Source organism: Vibrio sp. M260121, assembly GCF_036533715.1.
Classification (GTDB): domain Bacteria; phylum Pseudomonadota; class Gammaproteobacteria; order Enterobacterales; family Vibrionaceae; genus Vibrio.
Genome location: NZ_JATABF010000060.1, coordinates 1 through 24,182 on the forward strand (window position 1 = coordinate 1; position 24,182 = coordinate 24,182).

Sequence of the window (24,182 nt, forward strand, 5' to 3'; positions counted from 1 at the left end):
TGTCTAAAGAAAAATTTGAACGTGTAAAACCGCACGTAAACGTTGGTACTATCGGCCACGTTGACCACGGTAAAACTACTCTAACTGCAGCTATCTGTACAACACTTGCTAAAGTATACGGCGGTGCTGCTCGTGACTTCGCATCTATCGATAACGCTCCAGAAGAGCGTGAGCGCGGTATCACAATCGCTACTTCTCACGTAGAGTACGACACTCCAACTCGCCACTACGCACACGTAGACTGTCCAGGACACGCGGATTACGTTAAAAACATGATCACTGGTGCTGCACAGATGGACGGTGGTATCCTAGTTGTTGCTGCGACAGATGGTCCAATGCCACAAACTCGTGAGCACATCCTACTAGGCCGTCAGGTTGGTATCCCATACATCATCGTATTCATGAACAAATGTGACATGGTTGACGATGAAGAGCTACTAGAACTAGTAGAAATGGAAGTTCGTGAACTTCTATCTGAGTACGACTTCCCAGGTGATGACCTACCAGTTATCCAAGGTTCTGCTCTAGGCGCACTAAACGGCGAAGAGCAATGGGAAGCTAAGATTGTTGAACTAGCAGAAGCGCTAGATTCATACATTCCTGAGCCAGAGCGTGCAGTAGATATGCCATTCCTAATGCCTATCGAAGACGTATTCTCAATCCAAGGTCGTGGTACAGTAGTAACTGGCCGTATCGAACGTGGTATCCTAAACGTAGGTGACGAAGTTGCTATCGTTGGTATCAAAGACACTACTACTACTACATGTACTGGTGTTGAAATGTTCCGTAAGCTTCTTGACGAAGGTCGCGCTGGTGAGAACGTTGGTGCACTTCTACGTGGTACTAAGCGTGATGAAGTTGAACGTGGTCAAGTACTAGCTAAGCCTGGTTCAATCACTCCACACACTAAGTTCGAGTCAGAAGTATACGTACTTTCTAAAGATGAAGGTGGTCGTCACACTCCATTCTTCAAAGGCTACCGTCCACAGTTCTACTTCCGTACAACTGACGTAACTGGTGACATCTCTCTACCAGAAGGCGTAGAAATGGTAATGCCAGGCGACAACATCCAAATGCAAGTTGAGCTAATCGCTCCAATCGCTATGGACGAAGGTCTACGTTTCGCTATCCGTGAAGGTGGCCGTACTGTAGGTGCTGGTGTTGTTGCTAAGATCTTCGACTAATTCTTACTGAATTAATCGTAATCTTGCACTCTTCTTCTTTTTGAAGAAAGCGCTAGAAAAAGGGAAGCTGAGGCTTCCCTTTTTCATATCTACAATTCTTCTTTTCAATATGGTTATAAGCCCATAACTCTTAGTCATGCTTTTTGTTTTTTAAAAACATGATCTTAGCTCTGCTCGATTTTCTCTTCTTTTTAGCTATCCGCTAAGTCACTGAAAAATGCCAAAGCGGTCCAGACCGTTATAACAAAACGTTCTGTAATTCATCTTAATACAACTGGTAACAAGAGTGATTCCTGTTTATATTTCATTCCAAAGTGAAATTTAAAGGTTTTGAATATGTACGTTTGTCTTTGCCATGGTGTCTCTGACAAGAAGATTAGGAAGTTGGCGATAGATGAAGGCGTATCAGACATCAAAGGGATCAAACGATGCACAGCGTTGGGCAGTCAGTGCGGTAAGTGCATCAAGCAAGCTAAAGAAATTTTAGCGGAAACAGAATACTTAATACTGAAACAAGCTAGCTAATTATTCGCTAAGCCTTTTTGACACCTTCTCATTTGCTTCTACATTTAAATGAAGCCAAAGAGGAGGGCTTTGTCATGAAAGGCGATCCAATCATAATCCAACATCTCAATAAAGTGCTCGGCAACGAGCTCGTCGCTATCAATCAATATTTCCTGCACGCTCGTATGTACAAAGACTGGGGTTTAAAGCACCTCGCTGACAAGGAGTACCACGAGTCGATCGATGAAATGAAGCACGCTGACCACCTGATCGAACGTATCTTGTTTTTGGAAGGTCTGCCTAACTTACAAGATCTTGGTAAGTTGATGATTGGGGAAGATACCAAAGAAATGATCGAATGTGATTTGAAGCTCGAAATGGCAGCCATCCCAGATCTAAAAGATGCCATCGCTTATGCGGAAGATATTCGTGATTATGTTTCGCGTGACCTTTTTCAAGATATTCTTGAGGACGAAGAAGAACATGTTGATTGGCTTGAGACGCAATTGGGCTTGATCGAAATGTCTGGTATCGAAAATTACTTACAAGCGCAGTACGTCGACGAAGAGTAGGATTATATTTCGCTGTTTTCTCGTCGAAAGAAAGTGATTAAAAGTGCACCTGATCTGTCTATCAGGTGCTAATCGCAGATATCTGGTCTTATCTCTTACATTATTACCTTTTTTAAGGATATCGCTCGCAATCTTACCTATGAAGATTGACTTCTATCCTTTAGAATTTATTCCCCCTTACCGAAAAAATAACAAAAGAGAAACGATCCATGTCTGAAGACAATCGCCAAGAAGTCACCCCAGAAGAAGAACGCCGCCAACAAGCATTGGACTACCATGCGTACCCAACCCCAGGAAAAATTGCAGTAGAACTGACTAAGCCAGCAGAGACAGCAAATGATCTTGCATTGGCATACAGCCCTGGTGTTGCAGAGCCTGTACGTGAAATCGCGCAGAACGCTGATAACGTGTACAAGTACACGGCGAAAGGCAATATGGTTGCGGTTATTTCTAACGGCACGGCGATTCTTGGTCTTGGTAACCTTGGACCACTAGCATCTAAACCAGTAATGGAAGGTAAAGCGCTGTTGTTCAAACGCTTTGCTGGTCTAGATTCAATTGATATCGAAGTAAAACACCGCACGATCGACGAATTTGTCGACACAGTAGCCAACATTGCTGACACTTTCGGTGGTATTAACCTAGAAGATATCAAGGCACCAGATTGTTTTGAGATTGAAAAGCGTCTTATCGAACGCTGTGACGTACCTGTATTCCACGATGACCAACACGGTACTGCAATCGTAACCGCTGCGGGTATGTTGAACGCAATCGAGCTGCAAGGTAAGAAGCTAGAAGAATCAACCATCGTTTGTCTTGGTGCGGGGGCTGCGGCCGTGGCATGTATGGAGCTGTTGATCAAATGTGGCGCAATGCGTGAGAAGATCTACATGCTGGATCGTAAAGGGGTGATCCATACACGTCGTGACGACCTAAACGAATACAAACAGTTATTCGCAAACAACACAGATAAGCGTACGCTAGAAGACGTGATTGAAGGTGCGGACCTGTTCTTGGGTGTATCAGGTCCAAACTTACTACCTGCAGAAGCATTGAAGCTGATGGCAGATAAACCTGTTGTGTTCGCATGTTCAAACCCAGATCCAGAAATCAAACCAGAATTGGCTCATGAAGTGCGTGATGACTTGATCATGGGCACTGGTCGTAGCGACTACCCGAACCAAGTAAACAACGTTCTGTGTTTCCCATTCATCTTCCGTGGTGCATTGGATGTTCGTGCGAGTGAAATTAATGATGAAATGAAGCTTGCGGCAGTCGATGCGATTCGTGAATTGGCAAAAGAGCCAGTACCAGAAGCTGTATTGAAGGCAGCTGGCGTAGACAAGCTAGAGTTTGGCTCTGATTACATCATTCCAAAACCAATGGATCCACGTCTACTACCACGCGTAGCAAAAGCGGTTGCTCAAGCTGCGGTTAATTCAGGTGTAGCGCGTATTGAGATGCCAGAAAACTACATGGCGGAGTAAGCCAAAGTCATTTCTGACAGCAAAGAAAAGGGACGCGATGGCGTCCCTTTTTAGTTTGGTCTGAAACTGTCCCCGGTGCAGCTTCATCGTGTTGACGAATTTGTAAGCAATTATTCTTCGTCAAACGCTTCGAATTCGATGCCCATTGCCGTCATCAGCGCTTTCGCTTCTGTAGGAATATCATCTGGGCGGTCTTTACGAAGGTCTTCATCAGTTGGCAGTGGTTGACCTGTGTAAGCGTGTAGGAACGCTTCACATAGTAGTTCACTGTTAGTCGCATGGCGTAAGTTGTTGATCTGGCGGCGAGTTCGCTCATCAGTCAGCACTTTTAAAACTTTTAGCGGGATAGAGACGGTAATCTTTTTTACTTGTTCGCTTTTTTTACCGTGCTCAGCATACGGGCTAATGTATTCGCCATTCCAGTCAGCCATTGCGCACCTTCATTAATGTAATAAGTTAGAAAAATAAATATAGGTGCTGATTTTAGCTGCATTTACCGCCATAAGCAAAGACATATAGACGTCTAGAAGTGTTGACGTCTTATTTTTAGACAAGTAAAGTGAGGTTAATAGTTAGGGAAGCGTATTAATCAATTGAACAATACAAGCTAGATATAGCGCATTCCCATTTAGATGTCACCACCCGTGAAAGGATACACTCATGAGCACCCGTAAGCCTGCAACCATTGCTGTACGCACTGGTATCGAGTCAGACAGTCAATACCACGCTGTTGTACCACCAATCTACCTTTCGACTAACTATGGCTTCCCAGCGTTTGGTGAAGTCCCACAATATGATTACACCCGTTCTGGTAACCCTAACCGAGGTTTGCTCGAGCAAGCGTTGTATGAGCTTGAATCAGGCAAAGGTGCGGTTGTCACTAACTGCGGTACATCAGCGCTAAACCTTTGGGTATCGGCATTTCTTGGTCCTGATGACTTAATTGTTGCGCCACACGATTGTTACGGCGGTACTTATCGTCTTTTCAATACTCGTGCGAACAAGGGTGATTTTAAAGTGCAGTTTGTTGACCAGTCGGATCAGCAAGCGTTGGATGCGGCGATTGCGAAAAAGCCAAAGCTTATCTTGCTAGAAACACCATCAAACCCACTCGTACGCGTTGTTGATATTGCGGCTGTGTGTGAGAAAGCAAAACAAGTCGGCGCTTTAGTCGCAGTGGACAATACCTTTTTGACACCTGTGTACCAAAAGCCTTTGGAGCTTGGTGCGGACTTTGTTATCCACTCAACAACGAAATACATTAATGGTCACTCTGACGTGATCGGTGGTGTGGTGATCACCAAGAGCGAAGAGCATGCCGAAGAATTAGCATGGTGGGGTAACTGCATTGGCGCTACGGGTACGCCATTCGACAGCTACATGACACTTCGAGGAATTCGTACGTTGGGTGCACGAATGCGAGTTCACGAAGAAAGCTCTCAGCAAGTGTTAGCGTATTTGCAAACGCAATCTTTGGTGGCGAAGATCTATCATCCAAGTTTGCCAGAGCATCCAGGTCATGACATCGCGAAGAAGCAACAGTCGGGCTTTGGTTCTATGCTGAGCTTTGAGTTTGCTGGCTCATTTGATCAGCTAAAAGTGTTTGTTAAAGAACTTGAGCTCTTTTCTCTTGCAGAATCGCTAGGTGGCGTAGAAAGCTTGATTTGCCACCCAGCTTCAATGACGCATCGTGCGATGGGTGAAGAAGCACTGGCTGAAGCAGGTGTCTCTCAACAGTTACTGCGTTTATCTGTTGGCTTAGAAGATGCGCAAGATCTGATTGCCGATCTTGAACAAGCATTCGCGAAAGCAGCACAGTAATTGGGAGAGGAAGGTCATGAGTGTACAACGTCAGCTGCATAAATTTGGCGGCAGCAGCTTAGCGAACCCCGAGTGCTACCAGCGCGTGGTAACTATTCTTAAAGAGTATTCGGCAGAAAATGACTTGGTGGTGGTCTCTGCGGCAGGGAAAACCACCAACCGCTTGATCGAGTTTTTAGAAGGCTTAGATAAAGATGGCCGCATTGCCCATGAAGCCTTGCAGAGCTTGCGACAGTTCCAAACTGAATTGGTAGAAGCTTTACTAGAGGGTGAAGTTCAAGCGCAACTGCTTGCTTCTCTTCAAGATGAATTCAGTACCTTGGCAGAGTTAACAGCGCCACTAACTGAAACACAAAAAGCGGCGGTTTTAGGTCATGGCGAAGTATGGTCCTCACGCTTACTGGCTGCGCTGTTATCACAGCAGGATCTGCCAGCAGTAGCGCAAGATTCACGTGTCTTTCTGCGTGCGGAAGCTGGCACACAGCCAGAGGTTGATCGTGCTCGTTCATATGTATTGATTAAAGAAGCGTTGGCTCAACACAGCCATAAACGCGTCATCATTACTGGCTTTATGGCGCAAAACGAAGCGGGTGAGACAGTATTGCTTGGACGCAATGGTTCAGACTACTCAGCAACCGTGATTGGTGCTTTAGCTGAAGTTAATTCGGTGACCATCTGGAGTGACGTGGCTGGCGTTTACAGCGCAGATCCTCGTTTGGTATCGGATGCTTGCCTGCTCCCTCTACTGCGCTTGGATGAAGCGAGTGAGCTGGCTCGTCTTGCTGCGCCGGTGTTACACAGTCGTACACTTCAGCCTGTGGCTCAAAGCGCGATGGATTTGAACCTAAAATGCAGCTACCAGCCAGAGTCTGGCTCAACACGAATCGAACGTGTATTGGCATCCGGCCGCGGTGCAAAAATCATTACCTCTCTTGATGAAGTGCTATTAGTGCAGCTGTCTTTTATTCATGGTCACGATTTTGAGCGAGCGCAGAAAGAAGTTCTGCAGGCGTTAAAGCGCGCTCAATTAGAGCCACTAGCATTTGAAGCGCAAGAGGATCAGCAAACCTTGCGTTTGGCGTACACGGCAGAGATTGCTGGCGGAGCATTGACTTATCTACAAGAGCTCGCCGTTGAAGCGGAAATCAAGCTGAAAGAAGGGTACTCATTGCTAGCTGCCGTTGGCGCTGGTGTGACGAAAAACGCAAACCACTGCTTTGGTTTCTACCAACAACTTAAGCATGCGCCTGTTGAGTTTATTTCAGAGACGGAATCTGGCTTGAGTTTGGTCGCCGTGTTGCGTCGTGCTGAAGTCGAAGAACTAGTACAAAGTATTCATAGCCAATTGTTTCAAGCGCAAAAGCGCGTAGCGGTGGCTTTGTGTGGTAAAGGCAACATTGGGTCAAGTTGGTTATCATTGTTCGCAGAGCAAAAAGAAGAGCTCGAAAAACGTCACGGTATGAGCTTTGACTTGGTAGCGGTTGTCGACAGCCAAACGTACTGGTTTGATGAAAACGGTATTGATGCCGCGACGGTTGCTCAGCGTTTTGATGATGAAAGCACTGAGAATGATGGCAACTGGCTGGCAAAGCTTGGTGCGATACAAAACTTTGATGAAGCCGTGGTACTGGATGTTACGGCAAGTAAGGAGCTGGCTACACGTTATGTGGAAATCGCACAGCAAGGTATTCACCTAATTTCGGCGAACAAAGTAGCAGGTTCGGCGGACAGTCAGTATTACCATCAAGTACAAGACGCGTTTGCTAAAATTGGCCGCCATTGGTTGTACAATGCGACCGTTGGTGCAGGGCTACCAATCAACCATACCGTTCGAGATTTGCGTGAAAGTGGTGATGATATTGTCGCACTATCAGGCATCTTCTCCGGTACATTATCGTGGTTATTCCAACAGTTTGACGGTTCGGTACCTTTTGCTGAGCTTGTCGATTTAGCATGGCAACAAGGCTTGACTGAGCCTGACCCTCGTTCTGACCTTGATGGCTCTGATGTGATGCGTAAGCTGGTCATCTTAGCTCGAGAATCTGGTTTGGATATTGAACCAGAGAACGTGAAAGTAGAGTCGCTGGTGCCAGCAGAATTGCGAGACCTGAGTCTAGACGCGTTCTTCGACCAAGGAGATATTCTCAGCGAGATTCTTCAAGAACGTTTGACCAAGGCGCAGAGAAACGACCAAGTGCTGCGTTATGTGGCTCGTCTAGAGCGTAATGGCAAAGCAACAGTAGGTGTTGAAGCGTTATCACGTGAACATGCTCTAGCGAATTTGCTGCCATGTGACAATATCTTCGCCATTGAGAGTAAATGGTACAAAGACAATCCACTAGTGATTCGTGGGCCAGGTGCAGGACGTGAAGTAACCGCAGGGGCCATTCAATCAGACCTGAATCGCTTGGCTGGTTTGTTCTGATCTGACCAAACCCATTTTTGCGAACGACAACAAAACCTCGAACTGTTTCCGAGGTTTTTTATTATTTGGATAATGCCATACTGAACTGGGAGTTTTGGCTAAGGGTTGGTCATACAGGAACTTGAACTATCCTCATCATGAACTTGAGAAAAATTCATAATCACAAGGTTGACATTAAATCGCATTCAATACATTCTGTAGACATATAGACGTCTAAACGGCGATTTAAGGAATTTTGATTTCGTGGTGGAGTTGCCACAGGGAGAGTAAGATGGGATACACGCATGCAGGGCACATCGATGCCTTAAACCAGAATATCGCTGAACTATCAGACAATATCAACGTCTCATTTGAGTTTTTTCCACCAAGCAGTGAGAAGATGGAAGAAACACTGTGGAACTCAGTACACCGCCTTAAAACTCTTCAACCAAAATTTGTATCTGTTACGTACGGCGCAAACTCAGGCGAACGTGACAGAACCCACTCGATCATTAAAGAAATCAAAGCTGCGACAGGCCTTGTTGCTGCGCCACACTTAACTTGTATCGATGCATCTCGTGATGAACTCATCAACATTGCAGATGACTACTGGAATAACGGTATCAAGAACATTGTTGCCCTACGTGGTGACATTCCACCAGGTGGCGGTGCGCCAGATATGTACGCTTCGGATTTGGTAGAGTTGCTCAAAGCGCGCCATGATTTCGATATTTCAGTCGCTGCTTTCCCAGAAGTTCACCCAGAAGCGAAAAGTGCTCAATCAGATCTGCTTAACCTAAAGCGTAAAGTAGATGCAGGGGCAAACCGTGCAATTACCCAATTCTTCTTTGATGTGGAGTCTTACCTACGCTTCCGTGACCGCTGTGTCGCGGCAGGAATCGACGTTGAAATTGTCCCAGGTATTTTGCCAGTCTCTAACTTCAAACAAGCCTCTCGCTTTGCGGCTCAGAACAATGTGAAAGTACCGGGCTGGATGAGTAAGCAGTTTGAAGGCCTAGATGATGACCCAGTGACGCGTCAGCTGGTTGGTGCAAGCCAAGCGATTGATATGGTGCGTGTGTTAAGCCGTGAAGGTGTTAAAGATTTTCACTTCTACACATTGAACCGTGCAGAGATGACTTATGCACTTTGCCACACTTTAGGTGTTCGTCCACAAGTTGCAGTAGGTGCTTAATACGCTTTCCCCTGATAAACAAAAGGCTTGCCCATCGGCAAGCCTTTTTCGTTTCATTTAAAGTGACGAATTAGCCGATCACTTCAAGTTCTGTTAGCACTTCTTCTGCCCAGTTAATCCAAGCTTCACGTAGCATTAAGTTGCGACGAAGTGTTAGACGCTCAAGACGTGCTTGTTTGTCTAGTGTTGATGGCGTCGCGTAGTATGCTGCTTCGATCTCTTTGTAGTGAGCAACCAGTTTACGAGACTCTTCTACAAGCTCAGAAAGCTGATCGCGGAACGGCGTTGCTGGTTGCACTGCACAAGCCATTAGCTTTGCAGAGAACTCATCACGTACTGTTGGGTGTGCAGTTGGTTGATCAAACCACTCGCCCAGAGCGCTGCGACCAGCGTCAGTGATTGAGTAAACCTTACGGTCTGGTTTGCCTTCTTGAGGTTCTAATACGCAAGTAACCAGCTCTTTCTCAGCCATTTTATTAAGTTCACGATAAACTTGTTGGTGGCTTGCTTTCCAGAAGTAACCGATGCTAGCTGAGAATTCTTTAGTGATGTCGTAACCGGTAGCGTCGCGAGTGCTAAGTACAGTTAAAATTACGTGTGGTAATGACATGTCTTCAATCCAAATGGTCAATAAACTTGTAAACAAGCTATCTACACTTTCAGTTGCGCTCTTATTGGCGCTTGAGTTTTTTATGTGTAAATAGCACCAACAATGTTGGTCCTGTCACCTTAAAGCCGTTTATCACCTAGAGTGATGGGTGTTTCCATCGAGCTGGAGCTTATTTGATTGGACTTGTGAGCTTCCAGCAGGCAAGTAGTATATAAATAATAAGCATGAAGTGGAATAGTAGGACAAAATTACCCAAAAAAACTAATAAAATACTCAATAGCGTTTTTGTGTAGTGATTTATTTTGTTTTAAAGAGACTTTTTGTTTTCTTTTTGGATTAATGAGCTGGTTGCGTATTGCTCAAATAGTAGAAGTGATTGATGATTAGTAATAAAGGCTGAGCAGGGGCTCAGCCTTTTAATGCTTTTTGCGTAGCTAAGTTAACCTGTGTTACGCATACCAGCTGCAATACCAGCAATCGTCACCATCAATGCTTCTTCTAGATTTGCAGAAGCTTCTTCTGTTTGACGAGTACGATACAACAACTCCGCTTGAAGCATGTTCAATGGCTCTACGTAGATGTTACGTAGGCGGATTGATTCTTGGCCCCAAGGGTCGCTTTGCATCAGGTTCTCGTTGTTCTCTACGTTCAGTACGGACTTAATATCACGCTGAAGTTGTTCACGCAGTCGGTCACCCAATGGTTGAAGTGGCGTTTCAACTAGGCGTTGATCATAGTAACGAGAGATTTCCATGTTGCACTTGGTGTACACCATCTCAAGCATGCCTAGGCGAGTTGAGAAGAACGGCCATTCACGACACATTTCTTCCAGTAGCGCCTGATGACCTTTGTCTACCGAGTATTGAATTGCTTCACCAGCACCTAGCCATGCAGGTAGAACCAAGCGGTTTTGGCTCCAAGAGAAGATCCATGGAATCGCACGTAAGCTCTCTACGCCACCGTTTGGATTACGTTTTGCAGGGCGAGAGCCTAGAGGCAGTTTACCTAGCTCAAGCTCAGGTGTTGCTTGGCGGAAGTAAGGCACGAAGTCTGGTTCGCCACGAACGACGCTACGGTAGGCTTCACAGCTTACTTCAGACAGCACGTCCATTAGGTCGCGCCACTCTTGTTTAGGCTCTGGTGGTGGCAGTAGGTTCGCTTCAAGGATTGCACTCGCGTACAGGTTGAAACTGTTAACGGCAACATCAGGTAGACCCAGCTTAAAGCGGATCATCTCACCTTGTTCTGTTACGCGTAGACCGCCTTTCAGACTCTTAGGTGGCTGAGACAGTAGTGCAGCGTGTGCTGGCGCACCACCACGACCAATCGTACCGCCACGCCCGTGGAACAGTGTGAGTTCAACGCCTTCTTCTTCTGCAACCTTAACCAGTGAATCCATTGCGTGGTATTGAGCCCAGCCTGCTGACATTACGCCCGCATCTTTTGCAGAGTCAGAGTAGCCGATCATCACCATTTGGTGGTTTTGGATAAAGCCGCGGTATAGGTCGATGCCCATCAGCTGTTTGATTACCGCTTCCGCGTTGTTCAAATCGTCTAGCGTTTCGAACAGAGGACATACGTCCATGCGGTAAGGGCAACCTGCTTCTTGCAGCAGTAGGTGCACGGCAAGTACGTCAGAAGCGGTACGCGCCATTGAGATAACGTAAGCACCAAACGCTTCACGAGGTTGCGCAGCAACAATCTTACAGGTATCCAAAACCTCTTTAACTGGCTCTGATGGTTCCCAGTCACGAGGTAGAAGAGGGCGCTTAGAGGCAAGTTCGTTAGTTAGGAAAGCTACCTTATCTTGCTCGCTCCACTGCTCGTAGTCACCAATACCTAGGTAACGAGTCAGTTCAGATAGAACGTCGGCATGACGAGTACTTTCTTGACGAATATCGAGACGAACTAGGTGAATACCGAATGCTTTAACACGGCGTAGCGTATCCAGCAGTGAGCCGTTAGCAATCACGCCCATGCCACATTCATTTAGTGATTGGTAACACGCGTAAAGTGGTTCCCAAAGCTGCTCCACTTTTTGCAGTGGCGCTTTGACTGCCAGTTTCTGACCGTGAACTTTTGCGTCGAGAATGTCTTTTGTTTCGTTCAGTAGCGAACGTAGCTGTTTAAGGATCGCACGGTATGGTTCGTGTTGATCTTCACCCGCAAGCTCTCGAACTTTGTCGTTACACACTGTCATTGACAGTTCGCTGATCAGTTCGTTGATGTCGTTGAGGTATAGGTCTGCCGCTTTCCAACGAGACAGAAGCAGTACTTCACGAGTTACGCTGTGAGTTACAAATGGGTTACCGTCGCGGTCACCACCCATCCAAGATGAGAAGTGCACAGGGCGAGCATCAATCGGTAGACCTTCGCCAAGGTATGATTTTAGACGGTCGTTCATTTCACGTAAGAAGTCAGGTACGGCTTCCCATAGTGAGTTTTCTACTACGGCAAAGCCCCATTTAGCTTCATCAAGCGGTGTCGGGCGCTGTTGACGAATAACGTCAGAGTGCCAGCTTTGAACGATCAGCTGCTCAAGACGGCGTTCAGTTTTCTTACGCTCTTTGAAAGAGAGGTCGCTCAGCTCTAGCTTAGATAGACACTCGTTGATCTTTACAAGCTTGTTGATCATAGTGCGACGAGTGATTTCGGTTGGGTGCGCAGTCAGAACTAACTCAATGTTCAGATCGCGAACCGCTTGTGCCGTGTCTAGCTTACTCACATCATTTTGCACTAGTTTTGAGAACAGCGAATTAATTGCGTCAGGTTCGCAGATATGCTCTTCACAATGGCGTGAAATGGTGTGGTATTGCTCAGCAATATTGGTCAGGTTTAGAAATTGGTTGAACGCGCGGGTCACTGGCGTCAATTGCTCATCTGGTAAGCTTTTAATTTCTTCTATTAAGCTTTCTCTGTCAGCGTTATTTCCAGCTTGAGCCGATTTGGATAATTTACGAATGGTTTCCACTTTCTCGAAGATTTCTTCGCCATGAGCATCACGAATCGTGTTACCCAGAAGGTGGCCCAACATGCGCACATTGCTTTTAAGTGCGGCGTATTTCTCGTTCATTGTCATCCTGCCTCGTAAAAAAACTACATCCATTGTCCTTGTTAAGACTCCAATCTAGCGAAAATAACCAGTTCTAGTCAAATAAAGCAGAGTAAGTTTGCAATTATTCCGCTGCTGACCTGATTTAGAGCAAAATTAGGTCAGCTTATGCCACTCGAAGTGAAAATTAATTACAAAATTGCCGCTTAAAGAAGGATATAGCGTGCTAGAAGAATAGTGGCGAAGATAACAAAATGCAGCTCAATCGAGCTGCATTGTGAGGAAAGTACAGAATGCGACTAACAACAATATTTCACCATCGCACGTGATAACACGTCGATGGTTGGGTCGATAAAGTCGAAAGAGAGGAACTCATCTGGTTGATGAGCTTGATCAATTGAACCGGGACCTAGAACTAAGGTTGGACACAGTTGCTGCAGAAATGGCGCTTCAGTACAGTAGTTGACGGTTTCTGAGCTGGTTTGACAGATCTCTTCAACACCACCAATAAATGGGTGATCGTGTTGACATTCGTAACCCGGAATTGGCTCGTGCAAGGGAATAATTTCTAATTGCCCTGGCCATTTCGCCTCGACTTCTTTCAATGCTCCGCGCAGCATGTTCTCTAAACCATCAAGGCTAATACCAGGAAGAGGACGAACGTCATAATGCAGTTCACAGCAACCGCAAATACGGTTTGCGCTGTCACCACCATGGATATGACCAAGGTTTAGGGTAGGGCTTGGAATAGCAAAACCCGGATGGTGATACTCTTTAACCAATTTGTCGCGCAGTTGCATCATGGCAAACATGACTTCATGCATTATTTCAATTGCGTTGACGCCGAGCGCAGGATCAGACGAATGACCGGACTTGCCTGTTACGCGAATGGCATTTGCCACATGCCCTTTATGACCTCGAATTGGTACGAGGCTGGTGGGTTCGCCAATGATGCAGTAATCCGGCTTAAAAGGCGCATTCTCAGTGAAATGACGGGCACCTAGCATGGTGGTTTCTTCATCACAGGTCGCCAATACATAAAGCGGCTTGGTTTGCTTACTCCAGTCGATTTTCTTTACCGCTTCATAAATAAAGGCAAAGAAGCCTTTCATATCAGCAGTACCCAAACCGTAAAAGCGGTTGTCTTTTTCGGTCAGCTTATGTGGGTCAAAACTCCAACGTCCTTCATCAAATGGCACTGTGTCGCTGTGACCTGCGAGAAGTAGACCGCCTTCACCTTCACCCATACGTGCAATCATATTGTGTTTGCCTGGCTCCACTTCGATCACTTCAACACTGAAGCCAAGATCTTTAAACCAAGAAGCTAGCTTCTCGATCACTTTGGCATTGCCTTGATCCCAACTTGGATCGGTTGAGCTGATCGAAGAGGTACTGATCAGTCCTTCATAGACCTCTAGAAAACTTGGTAATTGCATGGATTCTTCAATTCTCCTATTGACAGACAGAGCACAAAAATGTAAAACACATATTAAATCATATTTAATGAATAAAAAATCAAAATAAAGCAAAAATTAAATATGAATAGTCATTTTGAGCCTTAAGTATATGGATGTCATGTAATGCTAAAAACCACGATTATCGGAGCCAGCGGCTACACCGGCGCAGAGTTGGCTTTAATGGTCAACAAACACCCTGAACTCACGCTATCAGGTTTATACGTTTCCGCCAATAGCGTAGATGCAGGAAAGAATATTGCTCAATTGCACGGCAAGCTAGCGGGTGTGATTGATATGCCAGTTTCACCACTGACTGACCCTGAGCAAGTTGCTCAAGTGTCTGATGTGGTCTTTCTGGCAACGGCACATGAAGTGAGCCATGACTTAGCTCCTATCTTCTTAGAGGCGGGATGTCAGGTATTCGATTTATCTGGTGCATTTCGTGTGAAAAGCGAAGGCTTCTACGACACCTTTTATGGCTTCGAACATCAATATAACAACTGGCTAGATAAAGCAGCATACGGCTTAGCAGAGTGGAACCAAGAATCAATAAAAACCACTCCTTTGATTGCAGTGGCAGGTTGCTACCCAACCGCTTCACAGCTTGCAATCAAACCTTTATTAGAACACGCATTACTGGATACCAACCAATGGCCTGTGATTAACGCAACCAGTGGTGTATCAGGTGCAGGGCGTAAAGCTTCCATGGTTAACAGCTTCTGCGAAGTGAGCTTGCAACCTTACGGTGTCTTTAACCATCGTCATCAACCAGAGATTGCTCAGCATTTAGGTTGCGATGTGATTTTTACTCCACACCTAGGCAACTTCAAACGCGGCATTCTTGCCACTATCACGATGAAATTGGCACAAGGTGTGACGGAAGCACAAGTGGTACAAGCGTTTGAACAAGCTTACCAAGGCAAGCCAGCGGTTCGCCTGAAAGGTGACGGTATTCCACGTATTCAGGATGTCGAAAATACGCCTTTTTGTGATATCGGCTGGAAGGTACAAGGCGAACACATCATTGTGATTTCGGCGATCGACAACCTACTTAAAGGTGCATCGAGTCAAGCGATGCAATGTCTCAATATTCATTACGGTTACCCAGAACTGACAGCGTTGCTGTAGTCGTTGAAAGAGGGAAATGCGATGACGCAAACCAATCAAGCTCCTTTAGTCATTAAGCTCGGTGGTGCAGCCCTATCTTGCACTCAAACCTTAAGCCAACTGTTTGGTGCCATTGCGGCTTACCAAAAGTCGGCACAGCGACAAATCGCCATCGTTCATGGCGGTGGCTACCTAGTTGATGAATTGATGGCAAAGCTTCAGCTTGAAACCGTAAAGAAAAACGGCCTTCGCGTAACGCCTTATGAGCAAATTCCTGTGATTGCAGGTGCGCTTGCGGGTACAGCAAACAAATTGCTTCAAGGTCAAGCGATTGCGGATGGTCTAAACGCTGTAGGTCTTAGTCTCGCTGATGGTGGGCTATGTCATGTTGAAGAGCTGGACCCAGAGCTAGGCGCAGTAGGTAAAGCATCACCGGGTGATTCAACCCTATTACAAGCGGTGCTAAACGCAGACGCATTGCCGATCATCAGCTCAATTGGTCTGACTGAAAAAGGTCAGATGATGAATGTGAATGCTGACCAAGCCGCTGTTGCAGTGGCCGGTGCGTTAGATGCGGAGTTAGTACTTCTGTCTGATGTTAGCGGTGTACTCGATGGCAAAGGTCACCTGATCAAAACGCTATCCGAGCAAGAAGCCGATGCATTGATCAAAGGGCAAGTGATCACCGACGGTATGATCGTCAAAGTTAAAGCCGCTTTGGAGGCTGCCAATGATCTTGGTCGTCCTATCGAAGTTGCGACATGGCGTTACCCAGAGAAACTGACCCAGCTATTCGCGGGTGAAAGTATCGGAACGCAGTTTCTGCCGCAATAGAGCAGAAGCAAACCAGTTAAAGAATTGAACATTAGGAAGTGGTTGGCACTGACCGCCGAGAGCAGCGCCAGTTAAGTTTGGAGAAAAAACATGAGCAAAGTGAACGTAAATAAAGTGGTAGTCGCATACTCAGGCGGTCTAGATACTTCAGTAATCATCCCGTGGCTAAAAGAGAACTACGACTGTGAAGTAGTAGCTTTCGTTGCCGATGTTGGTCAAGGTGCAGAGGAGCTAGAAGGTATTGAAGCGAAAGCAAAAGCTTCTGGTGCTTCTGAATGTTACATCGCTGATCTGAAAGAAGAAATGGTAGCGGATTACATTTACCCTACGCTAAAAACCGGTGCTTACTACGAAGGTAAATACTTACTAGGTACATCAATGGCGCGTCCAATCATTGCCAAAGCGCAGGTTGAAGTTGCACGTAAAGTGGGCGCAGACGCTCTGTGCCATGGTTGTACAGGTAAAGGTAATGACCAAGTACGTTTTGAAGGTGCATTTGCAGCGTTAGCACCAGATCTGCATGTTATTGCGCCTTGGCGTGAATGGGATCTAGTGAGCCGTGAAGAGTGCTTAGATTACCTAGCAGAGCGTAACATTCCTTGTTCAGCATCTCTTACTAAGATTTACTCGCGTGATGCGAACGCATGGCACATTTCTACTGAAGGTGGCGTTCTAGAAGATACATGGAACGCGCCAAATGAAGATTGCTGGGCTTGGACTGTAGACCCAGAGCAAGCACCGAATGAAGCAGAAACCGTGACGTTAAAAGTAGCGAAAGGTGAAGTTGTTGAGGTAGACGGTGAAGCGATGACACCATATAACGCGTTGGTTTACCTAAACGAAAAAGGTGCGAAGCACGGTGTTGGTCGTATCGATATCGTAGAAAACCGTCTGGTTGGTATGAAGTCTCGTGGTTGCTACGAAACTCCGGGTGGCACCATCATGATGGAAGCGCTGCGTGCGGTAGAGCAACTTGTGTTGGACAAAGCATCATTTGAATTCCGTGAAGAGCTTGGCTTGAAAGCATCGCACCTTGTTTATGATGGTCGTTGGTTCACGCCGCTATGTAAGTCAATCCTTGCGGCTTCTGAAGAACTCGCGCAAGACGTGAATGGCGAAGTGGTTGTGAAGCTTTACAAAGGCCAAGCAACAGTGACGCAAAAACGTTCGGATAACAGTTTGTACTCTGAAGAGTTTGCTACTTTTGGTGAAGATGAAGTTTACGACCAAAGTCATGCTGAAGGCTTTATCCGTCTTTACTCGCTATCAAGCCGTATTCGTGCGCTGAACAGCCAGAAAAAATAAGCCAATTTAACGCCTTATAAGATAAGAGACCTGCCGCTATTGGCAGGTCTTTTTCGTTTTTGCTGACCTCATTGGCATAAAGATAAAATAACCATGAATAAATATGTAAAAATATTGAATTTCTACTTTATTTTTATCCGTGATTATCGTAACGTTGAGACATAAGAAAAAGTGAGCAAATGACCATCGATTTGGTCAACACTTAATGAAGAACACGTTAGCGTAAGCAATAGTCATCAGGAGAAACGCAATGGCATTATGGGGCGGAAGATTTACCCAAGCGGCAGACACCAGATTTAAAGACTTCAACGATTCATTGCGTTTCGATTACCGATTGGCTGAGCAAGACATCGTAGGCTCAATTGCGTGGTCTAAAGCATTGCTTTCTGTTGACGTGTTATCTGCAGAAGAACAACAAAAGCTTGAGCTGGCACTGAATGAGCTCAAGCTGGAAGTGATGGAAGACCCACATCAAATCTTGCGCTCAGATGCGGAAGATATCCACTCTTGGGTAGAGCAGCAACTGATCAACAAGGTCGGCGACCTAGGTAAAAAGCTACACACGGGCCGTTCTCGTAATGACCAAGTAGCAACCGACCTTAAACTTTGGTGTCGCCAGCAAGGTCAGCAATTGTTAATTGCGCTTGATCGCTTACAAACTCAGATGGTTGGCGTTGCCAAGCAACATCAAGGTACCGTTCTTCCGGGTTACACTCACTTGCAACGTGCTCAACCTGTGACGTTTGCGCACTGGTGTTTGGCTTACGTGGAAATGTTTGAACGTGATTACTCACGTTTGAGTGATGCCCTTAAGCGTTTGGATACTTGTCCGCTTGGATCGGGTGCGCTTGCTGGTACCGCTTATCCAATCGATCGTGAAGAGTTGGCTCATAACCTTGGTTTCCATCGTGCAACACGTAACTCGTTGGACTCTGTATCTGACCGTGACCACGTGATGGAGTTGATGTCTGTGGCGTCTATCTCGATGTTGCACCTATCTCGCTTGGCAGAAGACATGATCTTCTACAACTCGGGTGAGTCTAACTTTATTGAATTAGCCGATACGGTGACGTCAGGTTCTTCTCTGATGCCACAGAAGAAAAACCCAGATGCCCTAGAGCTTATTCGTGGTAAGACAGGCCGTGTATACGGCGCGCTTGCAGGTATGATGATGACAGTGAAAGCGCTGCCGCTGGCTTACAACAAAGACATGCAGGAAGACAAAGAAGGCCTGTTCGATGCACTTGATACATGGAACGACTGCATGGAAATGGCAGCATTGTGTTTCGATGGCATTAAGGTTAATGGCGAGCGTACGTTAGAAGCGGCGAAGCAAGGTTACGCAAACTCAACTGAGCTGGCGGATTACCTAGTGGCGAAAGGCATCCCATTCCGTGAAGCCCACCATATCGTCGGCGTTGCCGTGGTTGGTGCAATTGCCAAAGGCTGCGCGTTAGAAGAGTTGTCGATTGAAGAATTGAAATCCTTCTCGGAAGTGATTGAGGCGGATGTGTATGACATTCTGACCATCGATTCATGTCTTGAGAAACGTTGTGCGCTTGGTGGCGTGTCGCCGCAGCAAGTGGCTTACGCTGTCGACCAAGCAGACAAGCGTCTGTCTCAACGTGATACTTCAGCAGTCAAAGTACGTCCAGCACGTCTGACGGACATCGAGACACTGGAAGGTATGGTGGCTTACTGGGCAAATATGGGCGAGAACTTACCACGCTCACGTAATGAGTTGGTACGTGATATTGGCTCGTTTGCGGTTGCCGAGCACCACGGTGAGGTAACAGGCTGTGCATCTTTGTATGTTTATGACTCAGGGCTAGCAGAGATTCGCTCTCTAGGCATTGAAGCTGGCTGGCAAGGCCAAGGGCAGGGCAGTGCGATAGTGAACTATCTGGTCGAGAAAGCGCGCCAGATGGCTATTAAGAAAGTTTTTGTGCTGACACGTACGCCAGAGTTCTTTATGAAGCAAAGCTTCTTGCCTACGTCGAAGTCATTGCTGCCTGAGAAAGTACTGAAAGATTGCGATCAGTGTCCACGTCAGCATGCATGTGATGAAGTTGCACTGGAGATCAACTTGTTCGAACAATTGATCCAGAAAAGTAACGTAGCCTAGGTTGATGATTCTATTAGTATTTAAGAAAATACTAAAAAAAATCAGAAAAAAATTTGGAACCTTTGAGAGGAAGCCCGGTCTATTAAAGTACCACTGCTTTTTCTTAGAAGAATCTAAGAGAGCCCCAAGACCGGTATTGGTCTTGGGGCTTTTTTCTATCTGTCGTTTGAGCGATGATCATTCTTACTTTGTTTGTTGCGACGACGCTGCCACGGCAAAATCACGAAGCGCATCCAAAGGTGCAAAAACAGCAAACCATTAAATGCAAATCCGGCAAAGATCAGTGCGATCGACTCTATGCTTTGCGGATCATCTTTAAACGCAAACCACCACACGATCCAACATAAGACGGAAAGTACCGTCAGTTGATCCATGCATCGTTGACAACGCCCAATTTTTTTCCAAAACCAATGTTCTTTACAGCTACGGCAAGCCATCGCTTTATCCATACTATCTATTTGTTCTGATTATAACCTTAACTCAAGTTGGAGAGTGCTTTTGCTCCTCTTTCCGAACGAGTACATCTCACCAAAAATGGAAAGTTAGCTTGGTAAAAAATGTGTAGCACGTAATTGGTGTATGGTGCGCTGTCAGCCAGACAATAGGAAAATGATAATGTCGACAGAACTTAAAGTAGCACTAGGCCTTGCTGGTGGTTTCTTCACAATTGGCTTTACCGCTATTGTGCTTGTTAGCCGTTACGCAATGATGACTGCATAATCGCCACTCTATTGATTCTTGAATTGATAAAGCTGGAATAAGAAAGCCTCGTGTAAACGAGGCTTTTTGTTTATTGGCGGGAGGTAAAGCGTGAGCCTTAGCAACCAGGACCACAATCAAGACAATGTTTGATCATCTCTGGACCTAAGTGAAGCTTCGCATTCAAATCTCGTAGTGCGGTACGAACGCCTTCTTCAATCACTGGGTGATAAAACGGCATATCCAACATCTCAGAAACCGTCATCTTATTCTGATGTGCCCAAGCGAGTAGGTGTGCTAAATGCTCGGCATTTGGTCCCATCATTTCAGCTCCCAAGAAGCGGCCAGTACCTTGCTCTCCGTAGACATGTAACATGCCTTTGTTACGAAGCATGACACGAGAGCGGCCTTGGTTTTCAAATGAGACTTCACCGGTTGCGAAGCAGCCACAGGTGCCTAAACGCGTCTCTAGTTGCTTGAAGGTCTCTCCTACCATCGCAATCTGTGGGTCTGAGAAAACGGCAGAGATCGATGAGCGACGTAGACCTGCACGAATATCAGGGAAACGACCTGCGTTGTCACCGGCAATACGACCTTGGTCTGCCGCTTCGTGTAGCAATGGAATTTGGTTACTTGCATCACCTGCGATGAAGATGCTCTCTACCGAAGTTTGCAATGTATAGTGATCCGCCGTTGGTACGCCGCGCTCATCCAGTGCCACATTAGTGTTTTCAATCGACAACTTGTCGACATTCGGGCGACGACCAGTTGCTGCCAATACGTAATCAACAATAAAGGTTTCTAGTTCACCATCGTGGTTGATGAACTTGATTTCAACTTTATCCTCTTCGCTGTTGTCTGATGAAGCAATGCGTTTCATGCTTTCGACTTTTACATCGGCATCAAGGTAAAACTCTTCTTTGAAGGCTTTATCGGCGTACGCCATCACTTCAGGATCGGTCAATGGTCCTACTTGACCACCAAGACCAAATAGCTTCACATTTACACCTAAACGATGCAGTGCTTGACCTAATTCAAGACCAATCACACCAGGGCCAAATACGGCAACAGATTCTGGCAAGTCATCCCAATCGAATACATCATCGTTAATTACTAAGCGGTCGCCGAGTTCATTCCATACAGCAGGGTATGCTGGACGCGAGCCTGTTGCGATCACAATACGTTTAGCTGTGATTTGAGTGTGGTCATCAACGATTAACGTGTTGTCGGTGGCAAACTTAGCATAACCCGACACTTTATCTTCAGCAGGGATCTCATCGACGCCTTCCAACACAAAGCCAACAAAGCGGTCACGTTCACGCTTTACTCGATCCATTACTTCACGACCGTTAATGTAAATCTCGCCTTGTGGGTGTACACCAAATCCCGGTGCTTTCTCGATCTGGTGTACGCTTTCTGCTGCGGCGATTAATAGCTTCGATGGCATGCATCCGACACGAGCACATGTTGTGCCGTAAGGACCACCTTCAATCATCACAACACTGTCTGTGTGTGCTTTTGCTGCGCGGTAGGCGCCAAGACCTGCAGTACCACCACCAATAATTGCTACGTCAACATTTAACTGTTTCATAATGGATTCTCGTTTTTCCCAAACGCAGTTGAAGTGACTAAGTTTGGATGAGTGAATTTGAGTTCATTAATCTTGATAACTGGTCGAACGGTGAAGACAACCAGTTATCAAGACTAAGCATAGGAAGTGATTGAGAGGGATGGTCTCCCGGGCGAGGGATGCTCCGGGAGACCTAGGGCTGAGTTCTGGACAGCGAGATTGCCAACCCAAGCCCATTAGGCAAACTATTAACCTAGGTAAGCTTCTAGCTCTTCGCTACCGCCGATGTGTTTACCACCGATGAAGACTTGAGGAACCGTTGTGCGACCAGAGATTGCACGTAGGCTGACTGTTGTTGCATCTTTACCCAGAATCACTTCTTCATATTGAAGACCGTGGTCAATCAGATTTTGTTTCGCCTTCATGCAGAAAGGACAACCTGGCTTGGTGAACACAGTGATAGATTCTTGAGTTTTGTACTCAGGTGCTACGTAGTTCATCATTGTGTCTGCGTCAGAAACTTTGAACGGGTCGCCTGGCTCGTTTGGTTCGATGAACATTTTCTCAACCACGCCGTTTTTCACTAGCATGCTGTAACGCCATGAACGTTTGCCGAAGCCGATGTCGTTTTTGTCCACTAGCATACCCATGCCGTCTGTGAACTCACCGTTACCATCTGGAATGAAAGTGATGTTTTCTGCTTCTTGGTCAGCTTTCCATGCGTTCATTACAAACGTATCGTTCACTGACACACATAGAATTTCATCCACGCCGTGTTCTTTAAATACTGAGAACAACTCGTTGTAACGAGGTAGGTGGCTCGACGAACACGTCGGAGTAAACGCACCTGGCAAGCTGAATACGATAACCGTTCTGTCTTTAAACAGCTCATCCGTGGTTACGTTCACCCATGCGTCACCTTTACGAGTCGGAAAAGTAACTTGTGGTACAGCTTGACCTTCTTTTGATGCAAACATGATGATTTCCTTTTTAAATTTATGAAATAATTCGTTTTCGAGCTTAGCGTTATTTGTCGCTCAGTTTCGTTTTGTTGAGCTCATTATTGAAAAAAAACTTTGATAGCTCTAATCGTTTAATGCTATGGTTTTGATAGATTATTTCTATCGCCAAACAAGAAGCGAATCGTACGTATGAATATCCGAGATTTTGAGTACTTGGTGGCGCTTGCGGAGCACAAGCATTTTCGAAAAGCAGCGGAAGCCTGTTTTGTTAGCCAACCAACCTTGAGTGGTCAGATTCGTAAACTAGAAGATGAACTGGGCACGGCATTACTAGAAAGAAGCAGCCGTCGAGTGCTGTTTACCGATTCTGGTTTGCAGTTGGTGGAGCAAGCAAAACGCATCTTAAGTGAAGTAAAAACCTTCAAAGATATGGCGAGTGGCCAAAGTGGTGCCATGACGGGACCAATGCATATTGGCTTTATCCCGACCGTTGGGCCTTACTTGTTACCTAAGATCGTTCCTCGATTAAAAGAAGAGTTTCCTGAATTGGAACTGTTTCTGCATGAGGCTCAAACCCATCAATTGGTTCGTCAGCTAGAAGAAGGCAAACTAGATTGTCTAGTATTAGCTTCTGTTGATGAGACAGCGCCTTTCAAAGAGATTGAAGTCTACAATGAACCATTGAGCGTTGCTGTACCTTGCGACCATGAATGGGCAGGCTTAGATCATATCGATATGCTGGATCTTAATGGTCGAACCGTATTGGCGTTAGGTGATGGCCATTGTTTGCGTGACCAAGCTCTGGGGTTCTGCTTTGCTGCTGGAGCCAAAGACGACGAGCGTTTCAAAGCGACCAGTCTAGAGACGCTGCGTAACATGGTAGCTGCTGGCGCTGGTATTACGTTGCTGCCAGAGTTATCTGTGCCGCATGAGAAGAAAAAAGATGGCGTATGTTACGTTCCAGCTGTGAACCCTACGCCTTCTCGCAGTATTGTTTTAGTTTACCGTCCCGGTTCACCACTGCGTGCTCGCTTCGAAGCGTTGGCTTCGACAATTAAAAGTATTCTGGAAGCGAAACAAAACTCTATTGCAGCTTAAGTCTCTGCTTAAATCAGATAATCCAGATAAACAAAAGGGAGCTCAATGGCCTGTCTCTTATACACAAATCCCCAAGCTTGTAGCTTGGGGATTTTTTTTGAACTCTTTAACGTGTGTGCGATCTGATCACTTACTATTCCTCACTGAAACACTAAGATGACATATTCAGACGCTAAACTTTGGGCACAAGAACAAT

19 protein-coding genes are annotated in these 24,182 nt (G+C 46.0%); 12 read left to right on the plus strand and 7 right to left on the minus strand.

The window, feature by feature from the left end:
* The 4 genes from tuf to QTO06_RS23190 form a co-directional block, all read left to right on the plus strand.
* The coding region (gene tuf / locus QTO06_RS23175) for an elongation factor Tu (protein WP_039989556.1) at positions 1-1,184 on the plus strand (1,184 nt) is incomplete at its 5' end.
* 336 nt (positions 1,185-1,520) lie between these two features.
* A complete protein-coding gene (locus QTO06_RS23180; RefSeq protein WP_331410019.1) occupies positions 1,521-1,709 on the plus strand; it encodes a bacterioferritin-associated ferredoxin in 189 nt (62 codons plus the stop codon).
* Between the two features lie 74 nt (positions 1,710-1,783).
* Complete coding sequence (bfr, locus tag QTO06_RS23185; protein WP_005432738.1) at positions 1,784-2,260, plus strand: bacterioferritin; 477 nt, start codon at positions 1,784-1,786, stop codon at positions 2,258-2,260.
* Positions 2,261-2,469: 209 nt separating this feature from the next.
* Positions 2,470-3,747 carry a malic enzyme-like NAD(P)-binding protein gene (locus tag QTO06_RS23190; RefSeq protein WP_009697553.1) on the plus strand — a complete coding sequence of 426 codons (1,278 nt, stop codon included), beginning with the start codon at positions 2,470-2,472 and terminating at the stop codon, positions 3,745-3,747.
* A 110-nt stretch (positions 3,748-3,857) separates the two neighbouring features.
* On the opposite strand, the gene metJ is transcribed toward QTO06_RS23190, so the two are convergent.
* A complete protein-coding gene (gene metJ / locus QTO06_RS23195; protein ID WP_005432736.1) occupies positions 3,858-4,178 on the minus strand; it encodes a met regulon transcriptional regulator MetJ in 321 nt (106 codons plus the stop codon).
* A gap of 229 nt (positions 4,179-4,407) precedes the next feature.
* Here metJ and QTO06_RS23200 point away from each other — a divergent pair, with 229 nt between their 5' ends.
* The 3 genes from QTO06_RS23200 (at position 4,408) to metF (ending at position 9,167) form a co-directional block, all read left to right on the plus strand.
* Positions 4,408-5,568, plus strand: a complete 1,161-nt coding sequence (locus QTO06_RS23200; protein ID WP_331410022.1) for an O-succinylhomoserine (thiol)-lyase — start codon at positions 4,408-4,410, stop codon at positions 5,566-5,568.
* Positions 5,569-5,584: 16 nt separating this feature from the next.
* Positions 5,585-7,993: a bifunctional aspartate kinase/homoserine dehydrogenase II gene (locus QTO06_RS23205; RefSeq protein WP_045401550.1), complete on the plus strand. Its 2,409-nt coding sequence runs from the start codon at positions 5,585-5,587 to the stop codon at positions 7,991-7,993.
* Between the two features lie 271 nt (positions 7,994-8,264).
* Positions 8,265-9,167, plus strand: a complete 903-nt coding sequence (metF, locus tag QTO06_RS23210) for a methylenetetrahydrofolate reductase (protein WP_005438398.1) — start codon at positions 8,265-8,267, stop codon at positions 9,165-9,167.
* A 70-nt stretch (positions 9,168-9,237) separates the two neighbouring features.
* On the opposite strand, the gene QTO06_RS23215 is transcribed toward metF, so the two are convergent.
* The 3 genes from QTO06_RS23215 to argE all read right to left on the minus strand — a co-directional run bounded on the left by QTO06_RS23215 (position 9,238) and on the right by argE (position 14,265).
* Positions 9,238-9,777 (minus strand): PadR family transcriptional regulator, encoded by a 540-nt coding sequence (locus QTO06_RS23215; RefSeq protein WP_199483057.1) that lies wholly within the window; start codon positions 9,775-9,777, stop codon positions 9,238-9,240.
* 439 nt (positions 9,778-10,216) lie between these two features.
* The gene (gene ppc, locus QTO06_RS23220) at positions 10,217-12,850 is read right to left on the minus strand and encodes a phosphoenolpyruvate carboxylase (protein WP_331410024.1); all 2,634 of its coding nucleotides are present in this window, start codon (positions 12,848-12,850) and stop codon (positions 10,217-10,219) included.
* 278 nt (positions 12,851-13,128) lie between these two features.
* Complete coding sequence (gene argE / locus QTO06_RS23225; RefSeq protein ID WP_331410026.1) at positions 13,129-14,265, minus strand: acetylornithine deacetylase; 1,137 nt, start codon at positions 14,263-14,265, stop codon at positions 13,129-13,131.
* A 144-nt stretch (positions 14,266-14,409) separates the two neighbouring features.
* Between argE and argC the strand changes: the two genes are divergently transcribed.
* From argC to argH, 4 genes are all read left to right on the plus strand, one after another.
* On the plus strand, positions 14,410-15,414 hold the full coding sequence (argC, locus tag QTO06_RS23230) for an N-acetyl-gamma-glutamyl-phosphate reductase (RefSeq protein ID WP_009701791.1): 1,005 nt from the start codon (positions 14,410-14,412) through the stop codon (positions 15,412-15,414).
* A gap of 21 nt (positions 15,415-15,435) precedes the next feature.
* Positions 15,436-16,227 carry an acetylglutamate kinase gene (gene argB / locus QTO06_RS23235; protein ID WP_005451485.1) on the plus strand — a complete coding sequence of 264 codons (792 nt, stop codon included), beginning with the start codon at positions 15,436-15,438 and terminating at the stop codon, positions 16,225-16,227.
* Between the two features lie 90 nt (positions 16,228-16,317).
* Positions 16,318-17,532, plus strand: a complete 1,215-nt coding sequence (locus tag QTO06_RS23240) for an argininosuccinate synthase (protein WP_331410029.1) — start codon at positions 16,318-16,320, stop codon at positions 17,530-17,532.
* A 250-nt stretch (positions 17,533-17,782) separates the two neighbouring features.
* The gene (gene argH / locus QTO06_RS23245; protein WP_331410030.1) at positions 17,783-19,657 is read left to right on the plus strand and encodes an argininosuccinate lyase; all 1,875 of its coding nucleotides are present in this window, start codon (positions 17,783-17,785) and stop codon (positions 19,655-19,657) included.
* Between the two features lie 155 nt (positions 19,658-19,812).
* Here argH and QTO06_RS23250 read toward each other — a convergent pair whose 3' ends face one another.
* From QTO06_RS23250 to QTO06_RS23260, 3 genes are all read right to left on the minus strand, one after another.
* On the minus strand, positions 19,813-20,094 hold the full coding sequence (locus tag QTO06_RS23250) for a DUF3624 domain-containing protein (protein WP_038889599.1): 282 nt from the start codon (positions 20,092-20,094) through the stop codon (positions 19,813-19,815).
* Between the two features lie 380 nt (positions 20,095-20,474).
* A complete protein-coding gene (locus tag QTO06_RS23255; RefSeq protein ID WP_331410031.1) occupies positions 20,475-21,947 on the minus strand; it encodes a dihydrolipoyl dehydrogenase in 1,473 nt (490 codons plus the stop codon).
* Between the two features lie 227 nt (positions 21,948-22,174).
* Complete coding sequence (locus QTO06_RS23260; protein WP_005432732.1) at positions 22,175-22,903, minus strand: redoxin family protein; 729 nt, start codon at positions 22,901-22,903, stop codon at positions 22,175-22,177.
* 174 nt (positions 22,904-23,077) lie between these two features.
* Here QTO06_RS23260 and oxyR point away from each other — a divergent pair, with 174 nt between their 5' ends.
* On the plus strand, positions 23,078-23,986 hold the full coding sequence (gene oxyR / locus QTO06_RS23265; protein ID WP_005432705.1) for a DNA-binding transcriptional regulator OxyR: 909 nt from the start codon (positions 23,078-23,080) through the stop codon (positions 23,984-23,986).
* Positions 23,987-24,182: the final 196 nt, after the last annotated feature.